The sequence below is a fragment of the Streptomyces sp. NPDC015242 genome (assembly GCF_043079125.1).
Classification (GTDB): Bacteria; Actinomycetota; Actinomycetes; order Streptomycetales; family Streptomycetaceae; genus Streptomyces.
The window spans coordinates 393827-418415 of the sequence record NZ_JBIBUF010000002.1 but is presented as its reverse complement, the minus strand read 5'-3'; the positions used below and the strand labels follow the sequence as shown (position 1 = coordinate 418415).

22 protein-coding genes, 1 tRNA gene and 1 pseudogene are annotated in these 24589 nt (G+C 71.0%); 22 read left to right on the top strand and 2 right to left on the bottom strand.

The features are described 5' to 3' along the window. Positions 1 to 8: 8 nt before the first annotated feature. The 6 genes from ACF07N_RS07320 to ACF07N_RS07295 all read left to right on the top strand — a co-directional run bounded on the left by ACF07N_RS07320 (position 9) and on the right by ACF07N_RS07295 (position 3733). On the top strand, positions 9 to 200 hold the full coding sequence (locus ACF07N_RS07320) for a mobile element transfer protein (protein WP_020274974.1): 192 nt from the start codon (positions 9 to 11) through the stop codon (positions 198 to 200). 14 nt (positions 201 to 214) lie between these two features. Further along, complete coding sequence (locus ACF07N_RS07315) at positions 215 to 409, top strand: hypothetical protein (protein ID WP_392109469.1); 195 nt, start codon at positions 215 to 217, stop codon at positions 407 to 409. 24 nt (positions 410 to 433) lie between these two features. Further along, complete coding sequence (locus ACF07N_RS07310; RefSeq protein ID WP_392109466.1) at positions 434 to 679, top strand: SpdD protein; 246 nt, start codon at positions 434 to 436, stop codon at positions 677 to 679. Positions 680 to 837: 158 nt separating this feature from the next. Further along, positions 838 to 2136 (top strand): replication initiator, encoded by a 1299-nt coding sequence (locus ACF07N_RS07305; protein WP_392111059.1) that lies wholly within the window; start codon positions 838 to 840, stop codon positions 2134 to 2136. Further along, positions 2112 to 2306, top strand: a complete 195-nt coding sequence (locus ACF07N_RS07300; protein WP_392109463.1) for a helix-turn-helix transcriptional regulator — start codon at positions 2112 to 2114, stop codon at positions 2304 to 2306. The genes ACF07N_RS07305 and ACF07N_RS07300 overlap by 25 nt, the downstream gene beginning before the upstream one ends. Beyond that, positions 2303 to 3733, top strand: coding sequence for a tyrosine-type recombinase/integrase (locus ACF07N_RS07295; protein WP_392109460.1), 1431 nt, complete (start codon positions 2303 to 2305; stop codon positions 3731 to 3733). The genes ACF07N_RS07300 and ACF07N_RS07295 overlap by 4 nt, the downstream gene beginning before the upstream one ends. A gap of 72 nt (positions 3734 to 3805) precedes the next feature. Here the strand turns inward: ACF07N_RS07295 and ACF07N_RS07290 are convergent, their stop codons facing one another. Then, on the bottom strand, positions 3806 to 4102 hold the full coding sequence (locus tag ACF07N_RS07290) for a hypothetical protein (protein ID WP_362505330.1): 297 nt from the start codon (positions 4100 to 4102) through the stop codon (positions 3806 to 3808). A 356-nt stretch (positions 4103 to 4458) separates the two neighbouring features. After that, a tRNA-Arg gene (locus ACF07N_RS07285) sits at positions 4459 to 4530 on the bottom strand. Between the two features lie 133 nt (positions 4531 to 4663). On the opposite strand from ACF07N_RS07285, the pseudogene ACF07N_RS07280 reads away from it, so the two are divergent. The 16 genes and pseudogenes from ACF07N_RS07280 to ACF07N_RS07205 form a co-directional block, all read left to right on the top strand. After that, positions 4664 to 5125 (top strand): annotated as a pseudogene (locus tag ACF07N_RS07280) (response regulator); the annotation flags it as partial. A 310-nt stretch (positions 5126 to 5435) separates the two neighbouring features. Next, positions 5436 to 6755, top strand: a complete 1320-nt coding sequence (nrtL, locus tag ACF07N_RS07275; RefSeq protein ID WP_392109457.1) for an ArgS-related anticodon-binding protein NrtL — start codon at positions 5436 to 5438, stop codon at positions 6753 to 6755. 25 nt (positions 6756 to 6780) lie between these two features. Next, a complete protein-coding gene (lysA, locus tag ACF07N_RS07270; RefSeq protein ID WP_383337530.1) occupies positions 6781 to 8172 on the top strand; it encodes a diaminopimelate decarboxylase in 1392 nt (463 codons plus the stop codon). Between the two features lie 148 nt (positions 8173 to 8320). Further along, positions 8321 to 9613, top strand: a complete 1293-nt coding sequence (locus ACF07N_RS07265; RefSeq protein WP_392109454.1) for a homoserine dehydrogenase — start codon at positions 8321 to 8323, stop codon at positions 9611 to 9613. 6 nt (positions 9614 to 9619) lie between these two features. Beyond that, positions 9620 to 10678, top strand: a complete 1059-nt coding sequence (gene thrC / locus ACF07N_RS07260) for a threonine synthase (RefSeq protein ID WP_383325154.1) — start codon at positions 9620 to 9622, stop codon at positions 10676 to 10678. A 360-nt stretch (positions 10679 to 11038) separates the two neighbouring features. Continuing rightward, a complete protein-coding gene (gene thrB, locus ACF07N_RS07255) occupies positions 11039 to 11968 on the top strand; it encodes a homoserine kinase (RefSeq protein WP_383325157.1) in 930 nt (309 codons plus the stop codon). 402 nt (positions 11969 to 12370) lie between these two features. Beyond that, positions 12371 to 14407, top strand: coding sequence for a transcription termination factor Rho (gene rho / locus ACF07N_RS07250; protein ID WP_383325161.1), 2037 nt, complete (start codon positions 12371 to 12373; stop codon positions 14405 to 14407). 124 nt (positions 14408 to 14531) lie between these two features. Then, the gene (locus ACF07N_RS07245; RefSeq protein ID WP_383325987.1) at positions 14532 to 16328 is read left to right on the top strand and encodes a trypsin-like serine protease; all 1797 of its coding nucleotides are present in this window, start codon (positions 14532 to 14534) and stop codon (positions 16326 to 16328) included. A gap of 208 nt (positions 16329 to 16536) precedes the next feature. Then, positions 16537 to 17673, top strand: coding sequence for an LCP family protein (locus ACF07N_RS07240; protein ID WP_392109449.1), 1137 nt, complete (start codon positions 16537 to 16539; stop codon positions 17671 to 17673). Between the two features lie 186 nt (positions 17674 to 17859). Beyond that, a complete protein-coding gene (rpmE, locus tag ACF07N_RS07235; RefSeq protein WP_365087534.1) occupies positions 17860 to 18081 on the top strand; it encodes a 50S ribosomal protein L31 in 222 nt (73 codons plus the stop codon). Positions 18082 to 18190: 109 nt separating this feature from the next. Beyond that, the gene (prfA, locus tag ACF07N_RS07230) at positions 18191 to 19267 is read left to right on the top strand and encodes a peptide chain release factor 1 (RefSeq protein WP_392109446.1); all 1077 of its coding nucleotides are present in this window, start codon (positions 18191 to 18193) and stop codon (positions 19265 to 19267) included. A 217-nt stretch (positions 19268 to 19484) separates the two neighbouring features. Beyond that, on the top strand, positions 19485 to 20330 hold the full coding sequence (gene prmC, locus ACF07N_RS07225) for a peptide chain release factor N(5)-glutamine methyltransferase (protein WP_392109443.1): 846 nt from the start codon (positions 19485 to 19487) through the stop codon (positions 20328 to 20330). Positions 20331 to 20418: 88 nt separating this feature from the next. Continuing rightward, positions 20419 to 21066 (top strand): L-threonylcarbamoyladenylate synthase, encoded by a 648-nt coding sequence (locus ACF07N_RS07220; RefSeq protein WP_383325173.1) that lies wholly within the window; start codon positions 20419 to 20421, stop codon positions 21064 to 21066. Beyond that, the gene (locus ACF07N_RS07215) at positions 21063 to 21740 is read left to right on the top strand and encodes a protein-tyrosine-phosphatase (protein ID WP_383325176.1); all 678 of its coding nucleotides are present in this window, start codon (positions 21063 to 21065) and stop codon (positions 21738 to 21740) included. The genes ACF07N_RS07220 and ACF07N_RS07215 overlap by 4 nt, the downstream gene beginning before the upstream one ends. 68 nt (positions 21741 to 21808) lie before the next feature. Further along, positions 21809 to 23047, top strand: coding sequence for a serine hydroxymethyltransferase (glyA, locus tag ACF07N_RS07210; protein ID WP_392109439.1), 1239 nt, complete (start codon positions 21809 to 21811; stop codon positions 23045 to 23047). 129 nt (positions 23048 to 23176) lie between these two features. Then, a complete protein-coding gene (locus ACF07N_RS07205; protein ID WP_392109436.1) occupies positions 23177 to 24523 on the top strand; it encodes an MraY family glycosyltransferase in 1347 nt (448 codons plus the stop codon). Positions 24524 to 24589: the final 66 nt, after the last annotated feature.

The following is a 24589-nucleotide window of genomic DNA, read 5'->3' as shown; positions in this document are numbered from 1 at the left end:
AGACCTGCGTGACCGCCAATCGCCGCTTCCGCAACGTCGTCCGCATCGGCCCCGTCCGGGTCGGCACGTACTACGACGGCCGGGGCCAGGAGAAGCACACCGCCGCCTGCACCGCCCCGCGCTGCGGCTTCTCCACCGACTACGACGGCCGCGCCGCCGCCGAGCTGGCCGCCCGCACTCACCGCTGCCCCGTGCGCTGAAAGGATCCTCGCCCGTGACCGTCAGCTTGCCGCTCGTCGTCGTCCTCGGTTTCTTCGCCTGGGGAGCAGTCAGGTTCCTCGGCGTCCGCGTCTGGATCGTCGTCCTGATCGCCCTCTTCGGCTTCTGGCTCTCCCGCACCTTCCTCGCCTCCGCCATCGAGTCCGGCACGCGCTCCGGCGTGACCGTCATAAACGGCTCACACGCCTAGACGAGTAGATAAGAAGAGGCAACCATGTTCCTGCCGAAGTACCCCGACAGCCCGACCCCGCCGCCCGCGCACACCCACACCCCGACCGAGCCGACACCCATACGGCGCTCGCTCCCGTCGGTCTCCATTGATCAGAAGACTGTCGTGGCCCTGGTCGTCGGCGGGGTCGTCCTCACCACGCTCCTGGCGGCCGTCGCCGTCACGGCCATCTCCGTAGCCGTCGCCGCCGTCGTCCTGCGCTCCATGCTCCGCGACCACCACCGCCGCTGAACCGCACTGGCCTCCGGGGCGACGGCACACGACCAAGCATCTCGCCGCCCCGGGGCCCCCTCCTCCCGACCGAGCCAGTCAGAAGGGGAATCGCCATCTTCACCCGCACCACTCCGGCACCACTTCCCGAACTCGCGAACCTGGCCGCTCAGGGCACGCTGCCGGGTATCCTCCGCCAGCTCTCCGGACTTGGCGGCTGCACTCACCCGATCCGCCTCGACGGCCACCGCACCGAGTACGACGTCGACACCCGCACTGGCGAGATCGGCACCGTCCTCCACCGCCTCGACTCGACCAGCCTCCCGGCCGGACAGGTCCTCGTCCGGTGCAACAACCGCCGCACGACCCGCTGCCAGGCCTGCGCCGAGGTCTACCGCCGCGACACCTTCCACCTGATCACCTCCGGCCTGCGCGGCGGCAAGGGCACCCCCGAACACGTCGCCACGCACCCTCGCGTGTTCGCCACCTTCACCGCGCCGAGCTTCGGCCCGGTTCACAACCGCCCCTCCAGCGGTCGCCCCTGCCGCTGCGGCACCCACCACGACCAGGACGACGACGAACTCGGCTCCGCACTCGACCCGGACACCTGCGACTACGAAGCCGCCGTGCTCTGGAACGCCCACGCCGGTCCGCTCTGGCGGCGCTTCTCCACCTACCTGCGCCGAGAGGTCGCCAAGCGCGCCGGCCTCTCCCAGCGGCGCTTTCGCGAGCACGCCCGGGTGAGCTTCGCCAAGGTCGCCGAGTACCAGAAGCGCGGCGCGGTCCACTTCCACGCCGTCATCCGCATCGACGGCCCCAGCGGCGGCGACACCCCGCCCCCGGCATGGGCAACCGCCGAACTGCTCACGGACGCCATCCGCGCTGCCACCGCCAAGGTCCGCGTGGACGGACCGACGATCGACGGCCGCACCCACACCTTCACCTTCGGCCGCCAACTCGACGTACGCACCATCCGCTCGGCTGACTTCAACGACGGCCAGGAGCTGACTGAACGGGCCGTCGCCGCCTACATCGCCAAGTACGCCACCAAGGGTGCGGAGACCGCGACGGGAGCTCTCGACCGGCCGCTCAAGTTCGCCGCCGAACTCGCCCAGCTCGACATCAGCGACCACGCACGCCGCATGATCCGCACCGCATGGTTCCTCGGCGCACGCAAGGACCTCGAACACCTGCGGCTCCGCGCGTGGGCCCACATGCTCGGCTTCCGCGGCCACTTCTCCACCAAGTCCCGCCGCTACTCCACCACCCTCGGCGCCCTCCGCGACGCCCGCGCCGAATGGCGCCGCGCCCAGGCCGCAGCATCCACCGGCCCCGAGCCCGAGACGACGTACGTCCTCGCCCACTGGGTCTTCGCCGGAACCGGTCTGTCCGACGCCGAATCCTGGCTGGCCGCATCCCTCGAACCCGCCCCCGGAACGGAAGGAGAACCGACATGGACCGCCGACAGGACGAACTGATGACTGTCCCGCAGATCCTGGCCGAGTTCGGCGGAGTGTCCCGCCGAACCTTCTACCGTTGGCGCGAGCTGGGGCAGGCTCCGGAAGCGATCAAGCTGCCGAATGGTGAGCTCCGCGTCTGGCGCAGCGACTTCGACGCGTGGCTCCACGGGCTCGCGGAGGCGGCGTGAAGTCGCACGACGTGAGGGTGTGGGGCATCCGCAAGCGGCCGTACAAGACGCCGTCGTACGACGTGCGATGGAAGGTCGGCGATGCCCAGCCGTTCTCCGAGACCTTCCGGACGAAGGCACTCGCCGACAACTTCCGGGCCAAGCTTCTTCGAGCAGCGCAGAAGGGCGAGGCATTCGACACGGAAACCGGTCTACCGGACTCCATGGCACCCGCCAAAGCGTCTTGCACCTGGTACGACTTCGCACGGGCGTACGTCGCCATGAAGTGGCCGCACGCGGCTCCAAACTCCCGCGACAGCTTGAACGAGACGATGACGCTCGTCACGACTCAGCTGCTGGGTGATCGGCCTGGGCGTCCAGCTGACGACGTATTGCGCCGTGCGCTGCGTGGCTACGCTTTCGTAGTCCAAGCCTCGGGCGAGGAAGATCCGCCGGTCGATATCGCGAACGCTCTTCGCTGGGTGGCCAAGGCCTCGCTGCCGTTGGCGACACTCAAGAATCCGGCAGACATCCGCCGCGTCCTCGACTCGCTCAAGCTCAAGCTGTCCGGCGCTCCAGCAGCCGCCGAGACTGTACGGCGCAAGCGCGCGGTCCTCTTCAACGCCCTCGCCTACGCGGTCGAACTGGGGGAGCTTCCGGAGAACCCGGTCACGCTCGTGAAGTGGAAGCCGCCGAAGGTGGCCAAGGAAGTCGACCGCCGGGTCGTGGTGAACCCTCGGCAGGCACGCGAACTCCTGGCCGCAGTCTCTTACGTCGGCGGCTACCGCAGAGCCCGTGGGCGGCGCCTGGTCGCGCTCTTCGCCTGCATGTACTTCGGTGGGCTTCGGCCGGCGGAAGCTGTGGCGCTGCGTCGTCCGGACTGCACGCTGCCGGAGACCGGATGGGGTTCGCTGATCCTGGAGAAGACCCGCCCGACCGTGGGGAAGCGCTGGACCGGGACCGGGGAGGTTCACGACAATCGCGGCCTCAAGAATCGCCCCGCGAACGAAACCCGCATCGTCCCGATCCCGCCTCGCCTCGTCCGCATGCTCCTCGCCCACATCGAGGAGTTCGGCACCGCCAAGGACGGGCGGCTGTTCGCCAACGAACGCGGGGGAGTGGTCGCCTCCACCACGTACTGGCGCGTCTGGGACGAGGCTCGGCACCTGGCGCTCACGCCCGAGCAGGTGGCCTCGCCGCTGGCCGCTCGGCCGTACGACTTGAGGCACGCCGCGCTCTCCTCTTGGCTCAATGCCGGCGTCGACCCCACCGAGGTTGCAGAGCGGGCGGGCAACAGCGTCGAAGTGCTGTTGAGCCGGTACGCGAAGTGCCTCGACGGTCGCCAGGACATCGCCAACCGTCGGATCGCCGAACTCCTCGGTGAGGACGACGGCCAGGAGGACGAGCCCAGCCACGGGGTGGCGCTGCACTCCACGCTTCCTAGTTGAGCCGGGGAAGGCTGGCTGTTACGGCCGGGGCCTGCTTCGGACGGACCCCGGCTGGTCGCGACCTTCGACGTCCTACAGGTGTCGCTCACCGGTCGGCAGCGTCACGCCCCGGTCTTCGGGATGCGGGTAGTAGATGGTCGTTTCCCCGGTGCGCGGATGATCCCGGAAGAGAGCGTGATCGAGGCTCGCTCGAGCCTGGTTGAGTGCTTGCTCGGCCGCCCTGAGCCTGCGATAGGGCTCGCCCTCGACTCCGCTCCTCGGGTAGGCGTTGGCGACCTGAGTGACACGGTGGACGAGTTCGGTATGGATGGCCGCGAGAGTGCGGCCGAGGTCCTCGTGTTCTTCGAGGGACAGGCGTGGCTTGGTCACGGATTCTTTTTCCTCCCGTTCGGATGGCGCTGGCTGTGTGGTGACGGTACGACCGGGGAGGGCGCGCCGTCCGGGAGTTGGATCAGACGGCGGTGATGGTGATAGTGGGCGAGATGATCCGAAGGAAACGGCCTAACCCCGACACGCGCACCTGCGGCATGATGGCCCCTGGACTACGGTCCGGGGGCCTCGGCGTTTTCGGGCCTGACCTGCGGATTCCTACCCTGTAGCCAGTCCACGGATAGTCCACAGCCCCCGACATACAGCCGCTCCAAGCGGCACACGCTTGCACATACGCGAAGACCCCGTCCCAGCTAAAGCGCTGATGGCGGGGTCTTTGGGCACCTCATGCAAGGTGCCCCCGGCAGGATTCGAACCTGCGCACACGGCTCCGGAGGCCGTTGCTCTATCCCCTGAGCTACGGGGGCGTGTCGGGCGGGAGCTGCTCGCTCGCGGCGACGGGTAGAACACTACCAGCTCCCTCGGGGTGGTCATGAACGGGTTTCCGCTGCCGGGGGCGGGGGCGGGGGCGGGGATACGGGTCGCTCGTGCCGGGTGGAAGTGGGGAAAACCCGGACGCGATGGCCGGGGGAGACCTACTCTCGAGTTGTGCCAGGCGCGTGGGGCCGGGTGCTTGTTGTGGACGACAACAAGGTCATCCGGCAGCTGATCAGGGTCAACCTCGAGCTGGAGGGGCTTGAGGTCGTGACCGCGGCCGATGGTGCCGAGTGTCTTGATGTCGTCCATCAGGTGCGGCCCGATGCAGTGACCCTCGACGTTGCCATGCCGCGGCTGGACGGGCTGCGGACCGCCTCCCGGCTGCGGGCCGATCCGCGGACCCGGGACGTGCCCCTCGCCATCGTCAGTGCCTGCACCCAGTACGAGGTCGAGGCCGGACTGGACGTCGGTGTCGACGCCTTCCTCGCCAAGCCCTTCGAGCCGGCCGAGCTGGTCGCCATGGTGCGGCAGTTGGTCGAGCGGGCGCGGAGCCGGGGGCGGCAGGGTGGCGGTCCTGCCACCGGTCCCACCACCGGCGGTGGTGACGGCGTCGACCCGGGCGGCCTCTCCCGTGAGGCCGTGTCCCGTGAGGCGCTCTCTCACGAGGCGCTCTCCCACGAGGTGCTCTCCGACAAGGCCCGCTCCCGTGACGCCCTCGATCATCAGGATCAGCCGGCTGTGCCGTAGGGACAGGCGTACGGCAGGGACTCCAGGGACGGCCACGAGCACAGGTGTGACGCACGGCCGGCCGGAGCGGCGGGCTCCGCGTCCATATCCCGGGACCGCCCGGAAACCAGCTCGCCCACCCACCCCCCTCCTCCCCTAGGCTTGTCCCGTGACCCCCGTCGAGCTCTCCCGCACCGTGCTGCACGCCGTGCGCCGTGCTGTCGACGAGGGGGAGCTCAGCGTGACCGTGCCGGAGCGGGCCGTGGTGGCTCCGCCGGGGCCCGGGGGGTGCGGCGACTACGCCACGAACATCGCCCTCCAGCTGGCCCGCGCGGCCGGGCGGCCGCCCCGGGACGTCGCCGAGATCCTGAAGGCGCGGCTCCTGGACGACGAGCAGCGTTTCGCCGACGTCGTCGTCACCGGGCCGGGGTTCCTCAATCTGAGCCTGCGCGGCGACGCCGCCACCGGGCTCGTGGAAGAGATCCTGCGGCGCGGGCGGCGGTACGGCCACACCGAGGTCGCCGGGGCCGGCGAGGCCGGCGGGGGTGAGCGGGCCGACGAGGCCGGTGTCCGGCTCGTCTGCGCGGCCGAGGTGCGTGCTGTCGTGGTCGCGGACGCCGTGGCCCGGGTGCTGCGCAGTCAGGGGCACGCCGTCCGGGTCGAGTGCGATGGGCCCCTCGCCCCCGAGTGGGAATCCGTCCTCGGCGCGGACGCCACCCCCACAGATGCGCACCCCGGTTCTGATCCCACCTCCGGTTCCGATTCCTGCTCCGGTTCCGATCCCACCTCCGGTTCCGATTCCTGCTCCGGTTCCGATTCCGCCTCCGAAGCCGATTCCACCCCCGCGCCCGCCCCGGGCCCCGGCCGCACCCCCTACCCCGACCGTCCGGTCACCGTCCGCCCCACCCCCGCGCCAGCAGACCCCACCCCCCTCGGCCGCGACGCCGCCCGCTGGGCCCTGTTGCACCCCGCCCCCCATGACCGGCCCCGCATCACCCGCGATCACCTGGTGCAGCGGGAGACCAACCCCCTCTTCCGCGTCCGGTACGCCCACGCCCGCACGCGAGCCCTCCTGCGCAATGCCGCCGACCTGGGCTTCCGCCCGGAGCCCGGCCCCGTCGCCTTCCTGGGCACGGCCTCCGCCCCGGACCACCGTCCGCAGCCCGGCCCGGCCGCCCCCCTGGGCACAGCCGCCGACCACGGTTCCCGCGCCGTCCGCGACGCAGCCCCCACCTCCCTCCTCACCCTCCTCCGCGACCACCCCCGCGTCCTCGCCGCCACCGCGGCGCACCGCGGTCCCGACCGTCTGGCCCGGCATCTCGTCGCCGTCGCCGACGCCACGCTGCCCCTGCTGCATTCCGTGCTGCCCCTGGGCGAGGAGAAACCCTCGGCCGCCCACCGTGCCCGGCTCGCTCTCGCCGAAGCCGCCGGGACGGTGCTGGCCGGTGGCCTGTCCCTGCTCGGCATCGACGCACCCGAACACCTCTGAGAGCCAAGAAGAGGCACACGAGACCATGAGCCGTTCCGCACATCCCGCCGGGCCCCGCCACGCCGATGTCCTGCCCGAGGGTCACTACTCCGCCCCGCCCGCCGACCTCAACGCGCTCGACCCCAAGGTGTGGGCCGAGACCGTCACCCGCGACGAGGACGGTGTGGTCACCGTCGGCGGGATCCCCGTGACGCGGCTGGCCGAGGAGATCGGGACCCCGGCGTACGTCCTCGACGAGGCCGACTTCCGGGCCCGGGCGCGCGCCTGGCGGACCGCCTTCGGGAGCGACGCCGACGTGTTCTACGCCGGCAAGGCGTTCCTGTCCCGGGCCGTCGTGCGCTGGCTGCACGAGGAGGGGCTGAACGTGGACGTCTGCTCCGGCGGCGAGCTGGCCACCGCGCTGTCCGCCGGCATGCCCGCCGAGCGGATCGCCTTCCACGGCAACAACAAGTCCGTCGGCGAGATCACCCGGGCCGTCGAGGCCGGCGTGGGGCACATCGTGCTCGACTCCTTCCAGGAGATCGTCCGAGTCGCGCACATCGCGCAGGGCCTCGGCAAGCGGCAGAAGGTGCTGATCCGCATCACCGTCGGCGTCGAGGCGCACACCCACGAGTTCATCGCCACGGCCCACGAGGACCAGAAGTTCGGCATCCCGCTGGCCGGCGGGCAGGCCGCCGAGGCCGTGCGGCGGGCCCTGCAGCTGGACGGTCTGGAGCTGGTCGGCATCCACAGCCACATCGGCTCCCAGATCTTCGACATGTCCGGGTTCGAGGTGGCCGCCCACCGGGTGGTGGGGCTGCTGAAGGACATCCGCGACGAGCACGGTGTCGAACTGCCCGAGATCGACCTGGGCGGCGGGCTCGGGATCGCGTACACGAGTGACGACGACCCGCGCGAGCCGCACGAGATCGCCAAGGCGCTGACCGAGATCGTCACCCGGGAGTGCGAGGCCGCGAAGCTGCGCACACCGCGCATCTCCGTCGAGCCGGGGCGGGCCATCGTCGGGCCGACGGCCTTCACGCTCTACGAGGTCGGCACGATCAAGCCCCTCGACGGGCTGCGCACGTACGTCTCCGTCGACGGCGGCATGTCGGACAACATCCGCACCGCGCTGTACGACGCCGAGTACAGCGTCGCCCTGGTCTCGCGCACCTCCGACGCCGCGCCGATGCTCGCCCGGGTCGTCGGCAAGCACTGCGAGAGCGGGGACATCGTGGTCAAGGACGCGTTCCTGCCGGCCGACCTGGCGCCGGGCGACCTGATCGCCGTGCCCGCGACCGGCGCCTACTGCCGGTCCATGGCCAGCAACTACAACCACGTGCTGCGCCCGCCGGTCGTCGCCGTGCGCGACGGCGAGGCCCGGGTGATCGTCCGCCGCGAGACGGAGGAGGACCTGCTCCGCCTGGACGTCGGCTGAAACCTGTCCACCCGGGGGTGGAAGATCTCCTGTCTTCCACCCCCGTACAAATGAAATAGATGTCTCACGATCCGGACCATGGGCAGAAAGTCCCGTTCGGTGGGTGAGACTGGTTGCACCGCAGACGGTAATGAGGAAACGAGGTCGGATGATGCGTACGCGTCCGCTGAAGGTGGCGCTGCTGGGCTGTGGAGTGGTCGGCTCAGAGGTGGCGCGCATCATGACGACGCACGCCGACGACCTCACGGCCCGGATCGGGGCCCCCGTGGAGCTGGCCGGTGTCGCCGTCCGCCGGCCCGACCGCGTACGCGAGGGCATCGACCCCGCGCTCATCACCACGGACGCCACCGCCCTGGTCAAACGCGGCGACATCGACGTCGTGGTCGAGGTGATCGGCGGCATCGAGCCGGCCCGCTCCCTGATCATCACCGCCTTCGAGCACGGCGCCTCCGTCGTCTCCGCCAACAAGGCGCTGCTCGCCCAGGACGGCGCCGCGCTGCACGCCGCCGCCGGGGAGCACGGCAAGGACCTCTACTACGAGGCCGCCGTCGCCGGGGCCATCCCGCTGATCCGGCCGCTGCGCGAGTCCCTCGCCGGCGACAAGATCAACCGGGTGATGGGCATCGTCAACGGGACCACCAACTTCATCCTCGACAAGATGGACTCCACGGGCGCCGGGTACCAGGAGGCCCTCGACGAGGCCACCGCCCTGGGCTACGCCGAGGCCGATCCGACCGCCGACGTCGAGGGCTTCGACGCCGCCGCCAAGGCCGCCATCCTCGCCGGCATCGCCTTCCACACGCGGGTGCGCCTCGACGACGTCTACCGCGAGGGCATGACCGAGGTGACCGCGGCCGACTTCGCCTCCGCGAAGGAGATGGGCTGCACCATCAAGCTGCTCGCCATCTGCGAGCGAGCCGCGGACGGCGGCTCCGTCACCGCGCGCGTGCACCCGGCGATGATCCCGCTCAGCCACCCGCTGGCCTCCGTGCGCGGCGCCTACAACGCCGTGTTCGTCGAGTCCGACGCCGCCGGGCAGCTCATGTTCTACGGCCCCGGAGCGGGCGGTTCCCCGACGGCCTCCGCCGTGCTCGGCGACCTTGTCGCCGTCTGCCGCAACCGCCTCAGCGGCACGACCGGACCGGGGGAGTCCGCCTACGCCGCCCTCCCCGTGTCGCCGATGGGCGACGTCGTCACGCGGTACCACATCAGTCTCGACGTAGCTGACAAACCGGGTGTCCTCGCCCAGGTCGCGACCGTCTTCGCCGAGCACGGCGTCTCGATCGACACGGTCCGCCAGCAGGGGAAGGACGGCGAGGCGTCCCTCGTCGTCGTCACGCACCGCGCGTCCGACGCCGCCCTCACCGGGACCGTCGAGGCGCTGCGCAAGCTCGACACCGTGCGTGGTGTCGCCAGCATCATGCGGGTTGAAGGAGAGTAACCAGCAATGACCCACCAGTGGCGCGGAATCATCGAGGAGTACCGGGACCGGCTGCCGGTATCCGACACCACGCCGGTCGTGACGCTCCGCGAGGGCGGCACGCCCCTCGTGCCCGCGCAGGTGCTCTCCGAGCGCACGGGCTGCGAGGTCCACCTCAAGGTGGAGGGCGCGAACCCCACGGGCTCCTTCAAGGACCGTGGCATGACCATGGCCATCACGCGGGCCAAGGAGGAGGGCGCCCAGGCCGTCATCTGCGCCTCCACCGGCAACACCTCGGCCTCCGCCGCGGCCTACGCCGTGCGGGCCGGGATGGTCTGCGCCGTGCTCGTGCCGCAGGGCAAGATCGCGCTCGGCAAGATGGGCCAGGCCCTCGTCCACGGCGCGAAGATCCTCCAGGTCGACGGCAACTTCGACGACTGCCTCACCCTGGCGCGCGGCCTCAGCGACAACTACCCCGTCGCGCTGGTCAATTCCGTCAATCCGGTGCGTATCGAGGGCCAGAAGACGGCCGCCTTCGAGATCGTGGACATGCTCGGCGACGCGCCCGACATCCACGTCCTGCCGGTGGGCAACGCGGGCAACATCACGGCCTACTGGAAGGGCTACACGGAGTACGCCGCGGACGGGATCGCCTCCCGCAAGCCCCGCATGTGGGGTTTCCAGGCCTCCGGCAGCGCCCCGATCGTGCGCGGCGAGGTCGTCAAGGACCCCTCGACCATCGCCACCGCGATCCGCATCGGCAACCCGGCCTCGTGGCAGTACGCGCTCGCCGCGCGGGACGAGTCGGGCGGCGCCATCGACGAGGTGACGGACCGTGAGATCCTGCGCGCCTACCGGCTGTTGGCCGCCCAGGAGGGCGTTTTCGTCGAGCCGGCGTCCGCGGCGTCCGTCGCCGGTCTGCTGAAGGCCGCCGAGCAGGGCAAGGTCGACCCGGGCCAGCGCATCGTCTGCACCGTCACCGGCAACGGGCTGAAGGACCCCGACTGGGCCGTCGCCGGTGCCCCGCAGCCGGTCACCGTCCCCGTCGACGCGGCGGCAGCGGCGGAGCGCCTGGGGCTCGCCTGAGGGCGCTCGGACCGGCCTGACGTGCGCCGACGCGCTGAGCGCCGGTCTCACGCCCGGCCGGTTCCGGCATAAGACGGGGCCGGTCCGGGAAGATTCCCCACCGGGGGTGCACAGGGGGCTTACGACACGCATCGTGCGCCTCCTGTGCGCCCTATGTCGCCACAGAACCTTCCTTCGATAGGCTGTACTGAACCCGCCCGCCGCATATGCCTCCGCCGGAGCGCGGTGCCGCGCCGTCTCCGCGGCCGGGGCAGCGGCCGGCCCCACCGGTCGGCAGCGGCCCCCCGGGTTCTCGTACGTCATCGGATGTCCATCGAACGTCATTCGACAATCACGCAGCTCAAGGAGAGTCATCGAGCGATGGCCGGTCCAGCGTTCCGCGCCGCCGCTGTCCGGGTGCGCGTCCCCGCCACCAGCGCCAATCTCGGCCCGGGCTTCGACGCCCTCGGCCTCGCGCTGGGCTTGTACGACGACGTGGTCGTCCGGGTGGCCGACTCCGGGCTGCACATCGACATCGCGGGTGAGGGCAGCGAGACGCTCCCGCGTGACGAGCGGCACCTTCTCGTGCGGTCCCTGCGCACCGCCTTCGACCTGCTGGGCGGGCAGCCCCGCGGCCTGGAGATCGTCTGCGCCAACCGCATCCCGCACGGCCGGGGCCTGGGCTCCTCCTCGGCCGCCATCTGCGCCGGCATCGTCGCCGCCCGTGCCGTGACCATAGGCGCTGAGGCCAAGCTCGACGACACCGCGCTGCTCGAACTCGCCACGGAGATCGAGGGCCACCCCGACAACGTCGCCGCGTGCCTGCTGGGCGGCTTCACCCTGTCCTGGATGGAGGGCGGCGCGGCCCGCGCGATCAGGATGGACCCCGCCGATTCCATCGTTCCGGTGGTTTTCGTGCCCGGAAAGCCGGTACTCACCGAGACGGCGCGCGGCCTGCTCCCGCGCACCGTCCCGCACGTCGACGCCGCCGCCAACGCGGGCCGGGCCGCCCTGCTCGTCGAGGCCCTGACCCGGCGCCCCGAACTGCTGCTGCCCGCCACCGAGGACCGGCTGCACCAGGAGTACCGCGCCCCGGCCATGCCGGAGAGCGCCGCCCTGGTGGAGCGGCTGCGGGGCGACGGCATCCCCGCGGTCATCTCCGGCGCCGGCCCCACGGTCATGGCGCTGGCCGACGCGGACACCGCCGACAAGGTCGAGGCGCTGGCGGGCGCGGACTGGGCCGCCAACCGGCTGAGCCTCGACGCGCACGGTGCGAGCGTGCTGCCGCTCGCGACCCCCGGTGACATGTGACAGCGCGCGGTCACCGGATTTCGAGAGGGGGAATGTTTGTTGGATCCGGTAGTGTTAATCTCAAGTCTGCACCCGACCCCACCATGGCGAGGTGCCTCGTGTCCCCGTCCGGGACAGACATTCTTCCGGGAGCCCCCCAAGCCGCACTGTGTGCCGTACGTCGGACCGTACGCCGTACGTGGACACTGAGCGGGGCGCAGGGCACGCTCCGGAACCGGTGCGACCACGCCGCGTGACACCGATACCGGGTGCCACGCCTCAAGGAAGCGCCATCACCAGATTCCTCCGCCGCTTAGGCGGACCACCGCCCCGGCACGGTTCACACCACACGGACCGAAGCCGGACAGCACAACCGGTCGCCGAGCCAGACAGGCCGACGTCCGCTCCAGGGAAGGACCCTTCGTGAGCGACACCACCGATCTGATGGGCGCACGTGTCGAGGAGACCGCTGCCGCGCCCGCCACGGACGCCTCCGCGCCTGCCACCGGTGCCGGCTCCCGGCGGCGCCGCGGTACCGGCCTCGAGGGCATGGTGCTGGCCGAGTTGCAGCAGGTCGCATCCGGCCTCGGCATCAGGGGCACCGCGCGCATGCGCAAGAGCCAGCTGATCGAGGTCATCAAGGAGGCGCAGGCGTCCGGCGGCGCCGCTCCGGCCGCGAAGGCCGACGCCACCGCCGAGACCAAGCCCAAGCGCCGCGCCACCTCGCGGGCCCGTACGGGCGACAACGCTGACAAGGCGGAGAAGAAGGCCGACGCGAAGGAGGCCCCCGAGGCCCCCGCGGAGAAGGCCGACAAGGCCACGGCCCAGCAGCAGATCGAGATTCCCGGCCAGCCCGCGGCTTCCGACGACGCGCCCTCCGAGCGCCGCCGTCGCCGCGCCACCGCCGACGCCGGATCCCCCGCTTCCGCTCCCGAGACGGTCGCCGCCGAGGCGAAGAACGAGGCCAAGGCCGAGACGCCGGTGCAGCAGCAGTCCCAGCAGTCCCAGGGCAACGACGCCAAGTCCGACGGCGACGGCGGCGAGGGCCGCAGGCGCGACCGCCGGGAGCGCGACCGTGACCGGGACCGCGGGCGGGACCGCGACCGCCGCGGCGGCAAGGGCGACGACCAGCAGGGCGGCGGCCGTCAGGACCGCGGCCAGCAGCAGAACCAGCAGGGCGGCGGCGGCCGTCAGGACCGCGGCCAGCAGGACGACGACGACTTCGAGGGCGGCCGGCGCGGCCGTCGCGGGCGCTACCGCGACCGCCGGGGCCGTCGCGGCCGCGACGACATGGCCACCGAGCCGCAGATCAACGAGGACGACGTCCTGATCCCCGTCGCGGGCATCCTCGACATCCTCGACAACTACGCGTTCATCCGGACCTCCGGCTACCTGCCCGGCCCGAACGACGTGTACGTCTCCCTCGCCCAGGTCCGCAAGAACGGCCTGCGCAAGGGCGACCACATCACCGGCGCGGTCCGCCAGCCCAAGGAAGGCGAGCGGCGCGAGAAGTTCAACGCGCTGGTGCGCCTGGACTCCGTCAACGGCATGGCGCCCGAACACGGCCGCGGCCGACCGGAGTTCAACAAGCTCACCCCGCTGTACCCGCAGGACCGCCTCCGTCTGGAGACGGACCCGGGCGTGCTCACCACCCGCATCATCGACCTCGTGTCGCCGATCGGTAAGGGCCAGCGCGGTCTGATCGTGGCCCCGCCGAAGACCGGCAAGACCATGATCATGCAGGCGATCGCCAACGCGATCACGCACAACAACCCCGAGTGCCACCTGATGGTCGTCCTGGTCGACGAGCGTCCGGAAGAGGTCACCGACATGCAGCGGTCGGTCAAGGGCGAGGTCATCTCCTCGACCTTCGACCGCCCGGCCGAGGACCACACCACGGTCGCCGAGCTGGCCATCGAGCGTGCCAAGCGCCTGGTGGAGCTGGGCCACGACGTGGTCGTGCTGCTCGACTCGATCACCCGCCTGGGCCGTGCGTACAACCTCGCCGCCCCGGCCTCCGGCCGCATCCTGTCCGGTGGTGTCGACTCGACCGCCCTGTACCCGCCGAAGCGGTTCTTCGGTGCCGCGCGCAACATCGAGGACGGCGGCTCGCTGACCATCCTCGCCACCGCGCTCGTCGACACCGGCTCCCGCATGGACGAGGTGATCTTCGAGGAGTTCAAGGGCACCGGCAACATGGAGCTCAAGCTCGACCGGAAGCTCGCCGACAAGCGCATCTTCCCGGCGGTGGACGTCGACGCGTCCGGCACCCGCAAGGAGGAGATCCTGCTCGGCAACGAGGAGCTCGCGGTCGTCTGGAAGCTGCGCCGGGTGCTGCACGCGCTCGACCAGCAGCAGGCCATCGAGCTGCTCCTCGACAAGATGAAGCAGACGAAGTCGAACGTCGAGTTCCTGATGCAGATCCAGAAGACCACCCCGGCGCCGGGCAACGGCGACTGAGGCAGTCACCACGCACAGGGCCGCTCCCCGCGAGGGGGGCGGCCCTTTGTGATGTCCATGTACAGGTAGGATCACGCTCTCTTCGAACCTGTGATCCCGAGGGGGGACATCCGTGGGTAGATCCATGCCCGGGGGCGGCCGGCACAGACGCCGGATACGCATCGCACTGCCCGTGGCCGCGGCCGGCGTGGCCGCCGCCGTGGCCGCCGCACTGCTGACGACGTCGGCCGGCGCGGCCACCCCGCTGCCGCAGCCCGCCGTCAAGCCCGCCGTGGCCGGCTCGCCGTCCCTTGCCGAGCTGGAGCAGCGCGTCGCCGGTGCCATGGCCGGCGACGACGTCGCCGGCAAGACGAGCAAGGCCTCGCTCAGCGCGGGCACCGTCACCGGCAGCGTCGACGCGAAGATCATCGGTGGCAGCCAGACCACCATCACCTCGGCGCCGTGGATGGCCCAGCTCCACTACTACGACGACCGGGGCACCTCCAGCACCGGCGACGACATCGGCTTCTTCTGCGGCGGCGCCGTCGTCGCGCCGACGAAGATCCTCACCGCCGCGCACTGCGTCAAGGGCTACGACTGGCACGGCAACGGCGCCGTCGTCACCGGCACCTCCCAGCTCCCCTCGGCGGACGGCACCGACCTGCACGGCGGCACCGCCACCGGTGTCTGGCGGCAGTGGAGCCACCCGTCGTACAGCGCGACGACCATCGACAACGACATCGCGGTGCTCACCCTGCCCGTCCCGGTCAAGGCCACGCCGATCCGCATGACGACGTCCGGTGACACCGCCTCGTACGCGACCGGCACCAGCGCCAAGGTCTACGGCTGGGGCCGCACCAGCTCCACCAGCGACGACATCTCCGAGACGCTGAAGACGGCCACGCTGCCCATCCAGTCCGACGCGACCTGCTCCGCCGCGTACGGCGCGGACTTCGTCAAGGGCCACATGGTCTGCGCGGGCAAGCCCGCCTCCGGCAGCGACAGCGGCACCACCACCGCCTGCAACGGCGACTCCGGCGGCCCCCTAGTCGTCAACAACCGCATCGTCGGCGTCGTCTCCTGGGGCGTGACCGACTGCGTCGCCAAGGGCGCCTACAGCGTCTTCAGCAAGGTCAGCACCTACGTGGGCGCCGCCTACCCGCGGGTCGACGACACCAACATCAACGGCGACCACCGGGCCGACGTGTGGGTGCGCAACGCCTCCACCAAGACCGGCTACTCCAAGAACTCCAACGGCACCACCCTCGCCGCCCGCGAGTCCTGGGGCGACTGGAGCGGCGTCAACGTCGTCCTGCAGACCGACCTCGACCGCGACGGCTACCAGGACCTGGTCTACCGGGTCAGCTCCACCGGTGACGTCTACTGGACCCACTACGTGGTCTCCAGCGGCACCTGGTCCACCAAGCAGATCGCCGACAACTGGGCGAGCCGCACCCGCATCATCACCCCGGGTGACGTCACCGGCGACTACCTGCCCGACCTGCTCTCGGTCGACTCCGCCGGCGCCCTGTGGATCTACCCCGGCAAGGGCAACGGCACCTTCGCCTCGCGCGTGAAGGTCGGCACCGGCTGGAACCAGTACAACTCCGTGCGCGGCAAGGGCGACTTCACCGGCGACGGCAAGACCGACCTGATCGCCCGCAGCAAGACCGGCGGCACGATCTACCTGTACAAGGGCACCGGCAAGTCCGGCACCGGGGCGTTCTCCGGCCGGATCAAGGTCCGCACCTGGAGCAGCACCACGTACAACGCCTTCGACGCGGTCGGTGACATGACCGGCGACGGCAAGGCCGACTTCCTGGCCCGCACCCCCGGCGGCACGCTGTACCTGTACCCGGGCACCGGCAAGGCGACCAGCGAGATCTTCGCCACAAGGAAGTCCGTCGCCACCGACTTCAAGCAGTACGACATCTTCGGCTGAAACAGCAGGTGAGCCGGGTCCCTCCGGCCCCACCGGCCACACACTGTGCCCACTGCCCCACGCGGTGGGCACAGTCCGTTGTGCAACCCTTTCCCGAGTTTCCCCGTCTGACCAGGCGGAGCGACGATGGTGCGAGGAAGGGTTCCCGACCGGCCACGCCTGGCACCGACCGCAGGGGGTAAGCGACCGTAGACGAGCTGAGGAGCACATGTCTGCCGAGAGCACGCCGGATCCGGGCATACCGGGCGAGACCGGCTCCAAGGGAGCGCGTCACCGCGCCACGGGCCGCCGCCGCGCCCCCCGCAAGCGCCCCAAGGGCCTGATCATCACGGCCTGGACCGCGGCGGGCATCGTCGTGCTGGGCGGCGCCGGCATGGGGTACGTGTACTTCAAGCTCAACGGCAACCTCAAGAGCGTCGACATCGACCAGGCCCTCGGCACCGACCGCCCCGAGGCGGCCGACAACGGCTCGCAGAACATCCTGGTCCTCGGTTCGGACACGCGCTCCGGCAGCAACAAGAAGCTCGGCGGCGGCACCGACGACGGCAGCGCCCGTTCCGACACGGCGATGATCGTGCACCTCTACAAGGGCCACAAGAAGGCCAGCGTGGTCTCCATCCCGCGCGACACCCTCATCGACCGGCCCGCCTGCACGGACACCGAGGGCAACGAGCACCCCGCCGCGCGGAACGCCATGTTCAACTCCGCCTACTCCACCGGCGGGGCCGCCTGCGCCGTGAAGACCGTCGAGTCCCTCACGGACCTGCGCATGGACCACTACCTGGAGGTCGACTTCGCCGGCTTCCAGAAGCTCATCGACGATCTCGGCGGCGTCGAGATCACCACGACCAAGAGCATCGACGACCCCGACAGCCACCTGAAGCTGAAGGCCGGCACGCACAGACTCGACGGCGAGCAGGCCCTCGGCCTGGTCCGCACCCGGCACGGCGTGGGCGACGGCTCCGACCTCGGCCGCATCCAGCTCCAGCAGGCCTTCATCAAGGCCCTGGTCAGCCAGGTCAAGGACGTCGGCGTCTTCGGCAACCCCAAGAGGCTGCTCGACCTCGCGGAGACCGCGACCAAGACGGTGACCACCGACTCCGACCTCGGCTCGGTCAACAAGCTCGCGTCCTTCGCGAGCGGCCTGCGCGGCATCAGCCCGTCCCACATGCACATGGTCACGATGCCGGTCGTCTACGACCCGGCCGACCCCAACCGCGTCCTGCTCCAGGAGAAGAAGGCCGACCAGATCTGGAAGGCCCTGGCGAACGACCGGCCGATCCCGGAGAGCGCGACGAAGGACACGGCGACCGGCGAGGCCAAGGGCGTCGTGAACGCCCCCTGAGGGACACGTCCCCAGGGGGCGCGGGGAACTGCGCGAACGCCCCCACCGGCCCGCGGGGAATAGATCACCGCAACCCCCGGTTTTGGGGGATGGCCCCAGTCCTGGCAGACTGGTACGTCGGCTCCGGTTCACGCTCCCGCACCCCGCGGCGGCGACCCGGCGCCCTCCCGAAACCTAGGAGACACCTTGAAGCGCGACATCCACCCCGAGTACGTCGAGACGCAGGTCAGCTGCACCTGCGGCGCGTCGTTCACCACGCGCAGCACCATCCAGTCCGGCACCATCCGGGCCGACGTGTGCTCCGAGTGCCACCCGTTCTACACGGGCAAGCAGAAGATCCTCGACACCGGTGGCCGTGTGGCCCGCTTCGAGGCCCGCTTCGGCAAGGCCGCCGGCTCCAAGAAGTAGCGAGCCCCATTTCGCCGGTCCACGGCAGTGTCCCCACCGAGGGGCGCGCCGGGACCGGCGTTTTTGGTCGCCCGCCCCTTCACCCCCGTCCGTACACAGGAGCCCCAAGATGTTCGAGGCCGTCGAGGAACTCGTCGCCGAGCACGCCGACCTGGAGAAGAAGCTCGCCGACCCGTCGGTCCACGCCGACCAGGCCAACGCGCGCAAGCTGAACAAGCGTTACGCCGAGCTGACCCCGATCGTCGCGACGTACCGCTCCTGGAAGCAGACGGGCGACGACATCGAGACCGCGCGGGAGTTCGCCGCCGACGATCCCGACTTCGCGGCCGAGGTCAAGGAGCTGGAGAAGCAGCGCGAGGAGCTGACGGAGAAGCTGCGCCTGCTGCTCGTCCCGCGCGACCCCAGCGACGACAAGGACGTCATCCTGGAGATCAAGGCGGGCGCGGGCGGCGACGAGTCCGCCCTGTTCGCGGGCGACCTGCTGCGCATGTACCTGCGGTACGCCGAGCGCGTCGGCTGGAAGACCGAGATCATCGACGCCACCGAGTCCGAGCTGGGCGGCTACAAGGACGTCCAGGTCGCCGTGAAGACCAAGGGCGGCCAGGGCGCCACCGAGCCCGGCCAGGGCGTGTGGGCCCGGCTGAAGTACGAGGGCGGCGTGCACCGCGTGCAGCGCGTGCCCGCCACCGAGTCCCAGGGGCGCATCCACACCTCGGCGGCCGGCGTGCTCGTCACGCCCGAGGCCGAGGAGGTCGACGTCGAGATCAACCCCAACGACCTGCGCATCGACGTCTACCGCTCCTCCGGTCCCGGCGGGCAGTCCGTCAACACCACCGACTCCGCCGTGCGCATCACGCACCTGCCGACCGGAGTCGTCGCCTCCTGCCAGAACGAGAAGAGCCAGCTGCAGAACAAGGAGCAGGCACTGCGTATCCTGCGCTCCAGGCTGCTCGCCATGGCGCAGGAGGAAGCGGAGCGGGAGGCCGCCGACGCCCGCCGCAGCCAGGTCCGCACCGTCGACCGCTCCGAGAAGATCCGCACGTACAACTTCCCGGAGAACCGCATCTCGGACCACCGCGTCGGCTTCAAGGCGTACAACCTGGACCAGGTCCTGGACGGCGACCTCGACGCGGTGATCCAGGCCTGCGTCGACGCGGACTCCGCGGCGAAGCTGGCGGCTGCGTAGGGGGTGTCTCATGGGTCGGGCCGGAGGAGAGGTGCGGTACCTGGTTAGCTGAGTCGAGCGGGGTCTGGTGCGTGCAGCTGCAAGGCGGAGGAGGGCGTCGACGCGGAGCGTCGGCAACCGACGACAACGCGGCAGATGTGCGTGCCAGACCCCGCGACCCCGGCTCGACCCATGAGACACCCCCTGAGGCACGAACGAGCACACTCGGAGGACTTGCGTGAATCTGCTGCTCGCCGAGGTGGCCCAGGCCACCCAGCGGCTCGCCGACGCCGGCGTGCCCTCGCCGCGTACCGACGCGGAGGAGCTCGCCGCGTTCGTGCACGGCGTCAAGCGCGGCGAGCTGCACACCGTCAGGGACTCCGACTTCGACGCCCGGTACTGGGAGGTCATCGCCCGCCGCGAGGCCCGCGAGCCGCTCCAGCACATCACCGGGCGCGCCTACTTCCGCTACCTGGAACTCCAGGTCGGCCCGGGCGTGTTCGTGCCGCGGCCCGAGACGGAGTCCGTGGTCGGCTGGGCCATAGACGCCGTACGGGCCATGGACGTCGTCGAGCCGTGCATCGTCGACCTGTGCACCGGCTCCGGCGCCATCGCGCTCGCGCTCGCCCAGGAGGTCCCGCGCTCGCGCGTGCACGCCGTGGAGCTGTCCGAGGACGCCCTGCGGTGGACCCGCAAGAACATGGAGGGGTCCAGGGTCGAGCTGCGCCAGGGCGACGCCCTGACCGCCTTCCCGGACCTCGACGGCCAGGTCGACCTGGTCATCTCCAACCCGCCGTACATCCCGCTCACCGAGTGGGAGTACGTCGCCCCCGAGGCCCGCGACTACGACCCCGACCTGGCCCTGTTCTCCGGCGAGGACGGCCTCGACCTCATCCGGGGCCTGGAGCGGACCGCGCACCGGCTGCTGCGCCCCGGCGGCGTCGTGGTCGTCGAGCACGCCGACACCCAGGGCGGCCAGGTGCCGTGGATCTTCGCCGAGGACCGCGGCTGGACCGACGCGGCCGACCACCCGGACCTGAACAACCGCCCCCGCTTCGCCACGGCCCGCAAGGCGCTGCCGTGAGCACCCGGGGCATCCCGCGGTCCCCGCAGACGGCGCGGGCCTCGCGGACTTCATCCCAGCAGCACGTGTACGAGGAGGCCAGCTAAAGATGGCACGGCGATACGACACCAACGACGCGACCGACCGAGTCACCGGTCTGCGCGAGGCAGCGTCCGCCGTCCGCCGTGGCGAGCTCGTGGTGCTGCCGACGGACACGGTCTACGGCATCGGCGCCGACGCGTTCTCCTCGGAGGCGGTCTCCGACCTGCTCCAGGCCAAGGGCCGGGGCCGCAACATGCCCACGCCCGTCCTCATCGGCTCCCCGAACACGCTGCACGGGCTCGTCACGGACTTCTCCGAGCTGGCCTGGGAGCTCGTCGACGCCTTCTGGCCGGGCGCCCTGACGCTCGTCGCCAAGCACCAGCCGTCGCTGCAGTGGGACCTCGGCGACACCCGGGGCACCGTCGCCGTGCGCATGCCGCTGCACCCGGTCGCCATCGAGCTGCTCACCGAGGTCGGCCCCATGGCCGTGTCCTCCGCCAACCTCACCGGCCACCCGGCGCCGGAGAACTGCGACGCCGCGCAGCAGATGCTCGGCGACTCCGTCTCCGTCTACCTCGACGGCGGCCCGACCCCCGGCAACGTGCCCTCGTCGATCGTCGACGTGACCCGGGAGGTGCCGCTGCTGCTGCGCGCGGGCGCGCTCTCGGCGGACGAGCTGAGGAAGGTCGTACCCGACCTCGAGGTGGCGAATTGACGGCCCCTGAGGGGCGTGGCATAGGCAACGGGGAACGCGCGGCGGAGATCACGACGACCTTCGTGGGACTTCCGCGCGACAGCTTCCGCATCCTCCACGTCAGCACCGGCAACGTGTGCCGCTCGCCCATCACCGAGCGGCTGACCCGCCATTTCGTGCAGGAGCGGCTGGGCATCCTGGGCGGCGGCCTGATCGTGGAGAGCGCCGGCACCTGGGGCCACGAGGGCGCGCCCATGGAGGCCCACGCGGAGACCGTCCTGGCCGACTTCGGCGCGGACGCCTCCGGCTTCACCGGGCGCGAGCTCCTCGACGAGCACGTGATCCGCGCCGACCTGGTGCTGACCGCCACCCGCGACCACCGGGCGCAGGTCATCTCGATGGGCCACTCGGCGGGTCTGCGCACCTTCACGCTGAAGGAGTTCACCCGCCTGGTCAAGGCCATCGACCCGGCGACCCTGCCGCCCCTGGAGGACGGCGTGGTCGTCCGCGCGCGTGCCCTGGTGCGGGCCGCGGCGGCGCTGCGCGGCTGGCTGCTCGCCCCGAACGCCGAGGCGGACGAGGTCTACGACCCGTACGGGGCGCCCCTGACGTTCTTCCGTTCCATCGGGGACGAGATACACCAGGCGCTCGACCCGGTGGTCACGGCGCTCACCGGCGTCCCCGCACGGACGTAGCGGCCGAGCGCACCGGGGGCCCCGGGCCTACATTGGTCGTACGTCACCGTCGACGCCCGGAGCCCACCATGACGGTCACCCCTGCCATCGAGGACGACGTCCTGCGCCGTCAGGACCCCGAGCTCGCCGACGTCCTGCTCGGGGAGCGGGAGCGGCAGGCGACGACGCTCCAGCTGATCGCCGCCGAGAACTTCACCTCCCCGGCCGTGCTGGCCGCCCTCGGCTCACCGCTCGCCAACAAGTACGCCGAGGGCTACCCCGGGGCGCGTCACCACGGCGGCTGCGAGTTCGCGGACGTCGCCGAGCGCCTCGCCGCCGACCGGGCCAGGGCCCTGTTCGGCGCCGACCACGCCAACGTGCAGTCCCACTCGGGCTCTTCGGCGGTGCTGGCCGCCTACGCCGCCCTGCTGCGCCCCGGTGACACCGTCCTCGCCCTGGGCCTGCCCCACGGCGGCCACCTCACCCACGGCTCCCCGGCGAACTTCTCCGGCCGCTGGTTCGACTTCGTCGGCTACGGCGTGGAGGCCGAGTCCGGGCTCGTCGACCACGAGCAGGTGCGCACCCTGGCCCGCACGCGCCGGCCCAAGGCGATCGTGTGCGGTTCCATCGCCTACCCCCGGCACATCGACTACGCGTTCTTCCGCGAGGTCGCCGACGAGGTGGGCGCCTACCTCATCGCGGACGCCGCGCACCCGATGGGTCTGGTGGCCGGGGGAGCGGCGCCCAGCCCGGTGCCGTACGCGGACATCGTCTGCGCGACCACCCACAAGGTGCTGCGCGGCCCGCGCGGCGGCCTGATCCTGTGCCGGGCGGACCTGGCCGAGCGGGTGGACCGGGCCGTGTTCCCCTTCACCCAGGGCGGTGCCCAGATGCACACCATCGCCGCCAAGGCCGTCGCGTTCGGCGAGGCGGCGACACCGGCGTTCGCCGCGTACGCCCATCAGGTGGTGGCGAACGCGCGGGTTCTCGCGGCGAGCCTGGCCGCCGAGGGCCTGGCGGTCACCACCGGCGGCACCGACACCCACCTGATCACCGCCGACCCGGCGCCGCTGGGCGTCGACGGACGCACCGCACGCGGCCTGCTCGCCGCCGCCGGCCTGGTCCTCGACTGCTGCGCCCTGCCGCACGGCGACGCCCGGGGCCTGCGGCTCGGCACGGCCGCGATCACCACGCAGGGCATGGGCGAGGCGGAGATGGCACGGATCGCCGAGCTGCTCGCCGGAGTGCTGCGGGGCGTGAAGGAGACCGCGAGGGCCCGTGAAGAAGTGCGGGAGCTGGCCGCTGCGTTTCCGCCGTATCCGCGTTGAGCGGGGGTAGGCGCACCGGGGTGCACGGCCACTCGTGCAACCATCTTCGCTACCCGGAAGTCCTCACCCACATGCGCGCATCGCTAGGGTGTGGAGCTGAGATGGCCAGCGAGACCTGTGGGGAAGCCCGTGCGTGAATACCTGCTGACGCTCTGCATCACGGCCGCGGTGACGTATCTGCTGACAGGGCCGGTACGGAAGTTCGCGATCGTGGCCGGGGCGATGCCGGAGATCCGGGCCCGTGACGTGCACCGGGAACCCACTCCGCGACTCGGCGGTATCGCGATGTTCTTCGGCCTGTGCGCGGGCCTGCTCGTCGCCGACCACCTGACCAATCTCAATCAGGTCTTCGAGCGCTCCAACGAACCCCGGGCACTGCTGTCCGGGGCGGCGCTCATCTGGCTGATGGGCGTGCTCGACGACAAGTTCGAGCTGGGTGCCCTGATCAAGCTGGGCGGCCAGATGATCGCGGCCGGCGTGATGATCCTCCAGGGTCTGACCATCCTGTGGCTCCCCATCCCCGGCGTCGGCACGGTGGCCGTCACCTCGTGGCAGGGCAATCTGCTCACGGTGGCGCTCGTCGTCATCACCATCAACGCGGTGAACTTCGTGGACGGCCTGGACGGTCTGGCGGCGGGGATGGTGTGCATCGCCGCAGCGGCGTTCTTCCTCTACACCTACCGGATCTGGTACGGCTACGGCGCCGAGGCGGCGGCCCCCGCGACTCTGTTCTCCGCTGTGCTGATGGGCATGTGCCTCGGTTTCCTGCCGCACAACATGCACCCCGCCCGGATCTTCATGGGGGACTCCGGGTCGATGCTCATCGGCCTGGTGCTCGCCGCGAGCGCGGTCTCCGTCACCGGCCAGCTGGACGTCGAGGCGCTCAACGTCAACCTCGGCGGCACGAGGGAGACCACCCACGCGATGCTCCCCGTCTTCATTCCGCTGCTGATGCCGTTGACGATCATCGCCATCCCGGCCGCGGACCTGATCCTCGCGATCGTGCGGCGCACCTGGCGCGGTCAGTCGCCCTTCGCCGCCGACCGCGGTCACCTGCACCACCGGCTGCTGGAGATCGGCCATTCCCACAGCCGCGCGGTGCTGATCATGTACTTCTGGTCCGCGCTCATCGCCTTCGGCGCGCTGGCCTACTCGGTCAACTCCACGTCCATGTGGATCGTCCTCGGTGTCGTGTTCTTCAGCGCGATCGGTCTGATCCTGCTTCTGCTGCCGCGCTTCACGCCTCGTACCCCGCGCTGGATGGAGCGGTTCGTACCGCCTCGCTACCGCCGTCACGGCGCCGTCGAGACCCTGACCCCGGAAGAAGCTTCGACCCCGCCGTCGGCGCCCGCCCCGGACCGGTCCGGCGCCGTCGGCCGCACCCCCGTGGCGCCCGGGGTCTCCGGGGTCAACGGAGCGACGGCGGTCGGCACCCGCTCCCACCTGCCGGACCGGCGCACGGCGGGGACAAGGTAAGAATCTGACGAGAGCATTGCCAAGTCGTGGGATGCTGATGGGGGTGCGAAGCGCCTCAATAGCAGA

Coding starts and splice junctions, on each gene's coding strand:
- ACF07N_RS07310 (WP_392109466.1), top strand. CDS start 434: ATGTTCCTGCCGAAGTACCCCGACAGCCCGACCCCGCCGCCCGCGCAC.
- ACF07N_RS07300 (WP_392109463.1), top strand. CDS start 2,112: ATGGACCGCCGACAGGACGAACTGATGACTGTCCCGCAGATCCTGGCC.
- lysA (WP_383337530.1), top strand. CDS start 6,781: ATGAGCCGTTCCGCACATCCCGCCGGGCCCCGCCACGCCGATGTCCTG.
- ACF07N_RS07265 (WP_392109454.1), top strand. CDS start 8,321: ATGATGCGTACGCGTCCGCTGAAGGTGGCGCTGCTGGGCTGTGGAGTG.
- thrC (WP_383325154.1), top strand. CDS start 9,620: ATGACCCACCAGTGGCGCGGAATCATCGAGGAGTACCGGGACCGGCTG.
- thrB (WP_383325157.1), top strand. CDS start 11,039: ATGGCCGGTCCAGCGTTCCGCGCCGCCGCTGTCCGGGTGCGCGTCCCC.
- ACF07N_RS07245 (WP_383325987.1), top strand. CDS start 14,532: ATGCCCGGGGGCGGCCGGCACAGACGCCGGATACGCATCGCACTGCCC.
- ACF07N_RS07240 (WP_392109449.1), top strand. CDS start 16,537: ATGTCTGCCGAGAGCACGCCGGATCCGGGCATACCGGGCGAGACCGGC.
- prfA (WP_392109446.1), top strand. CDS start 18,191: ATGTTCGAGGCCGTCGAGGAACTCGTCGCCGAGCACGCCGACCTGGAG.
- ACF07N_RS07220 (WP_383325173.1), top strand. CDS start 20,419: ATGGCACGGCGATACGACACCAACGACGCGACCGACCGAGTCACCGGT.
- glyA (WP_392109439.1), top strand. CDS start 21,809: ATGACGGTCACCCCTGCCATCGAGGACGACGTCCTGCGCCGTCAGGAC.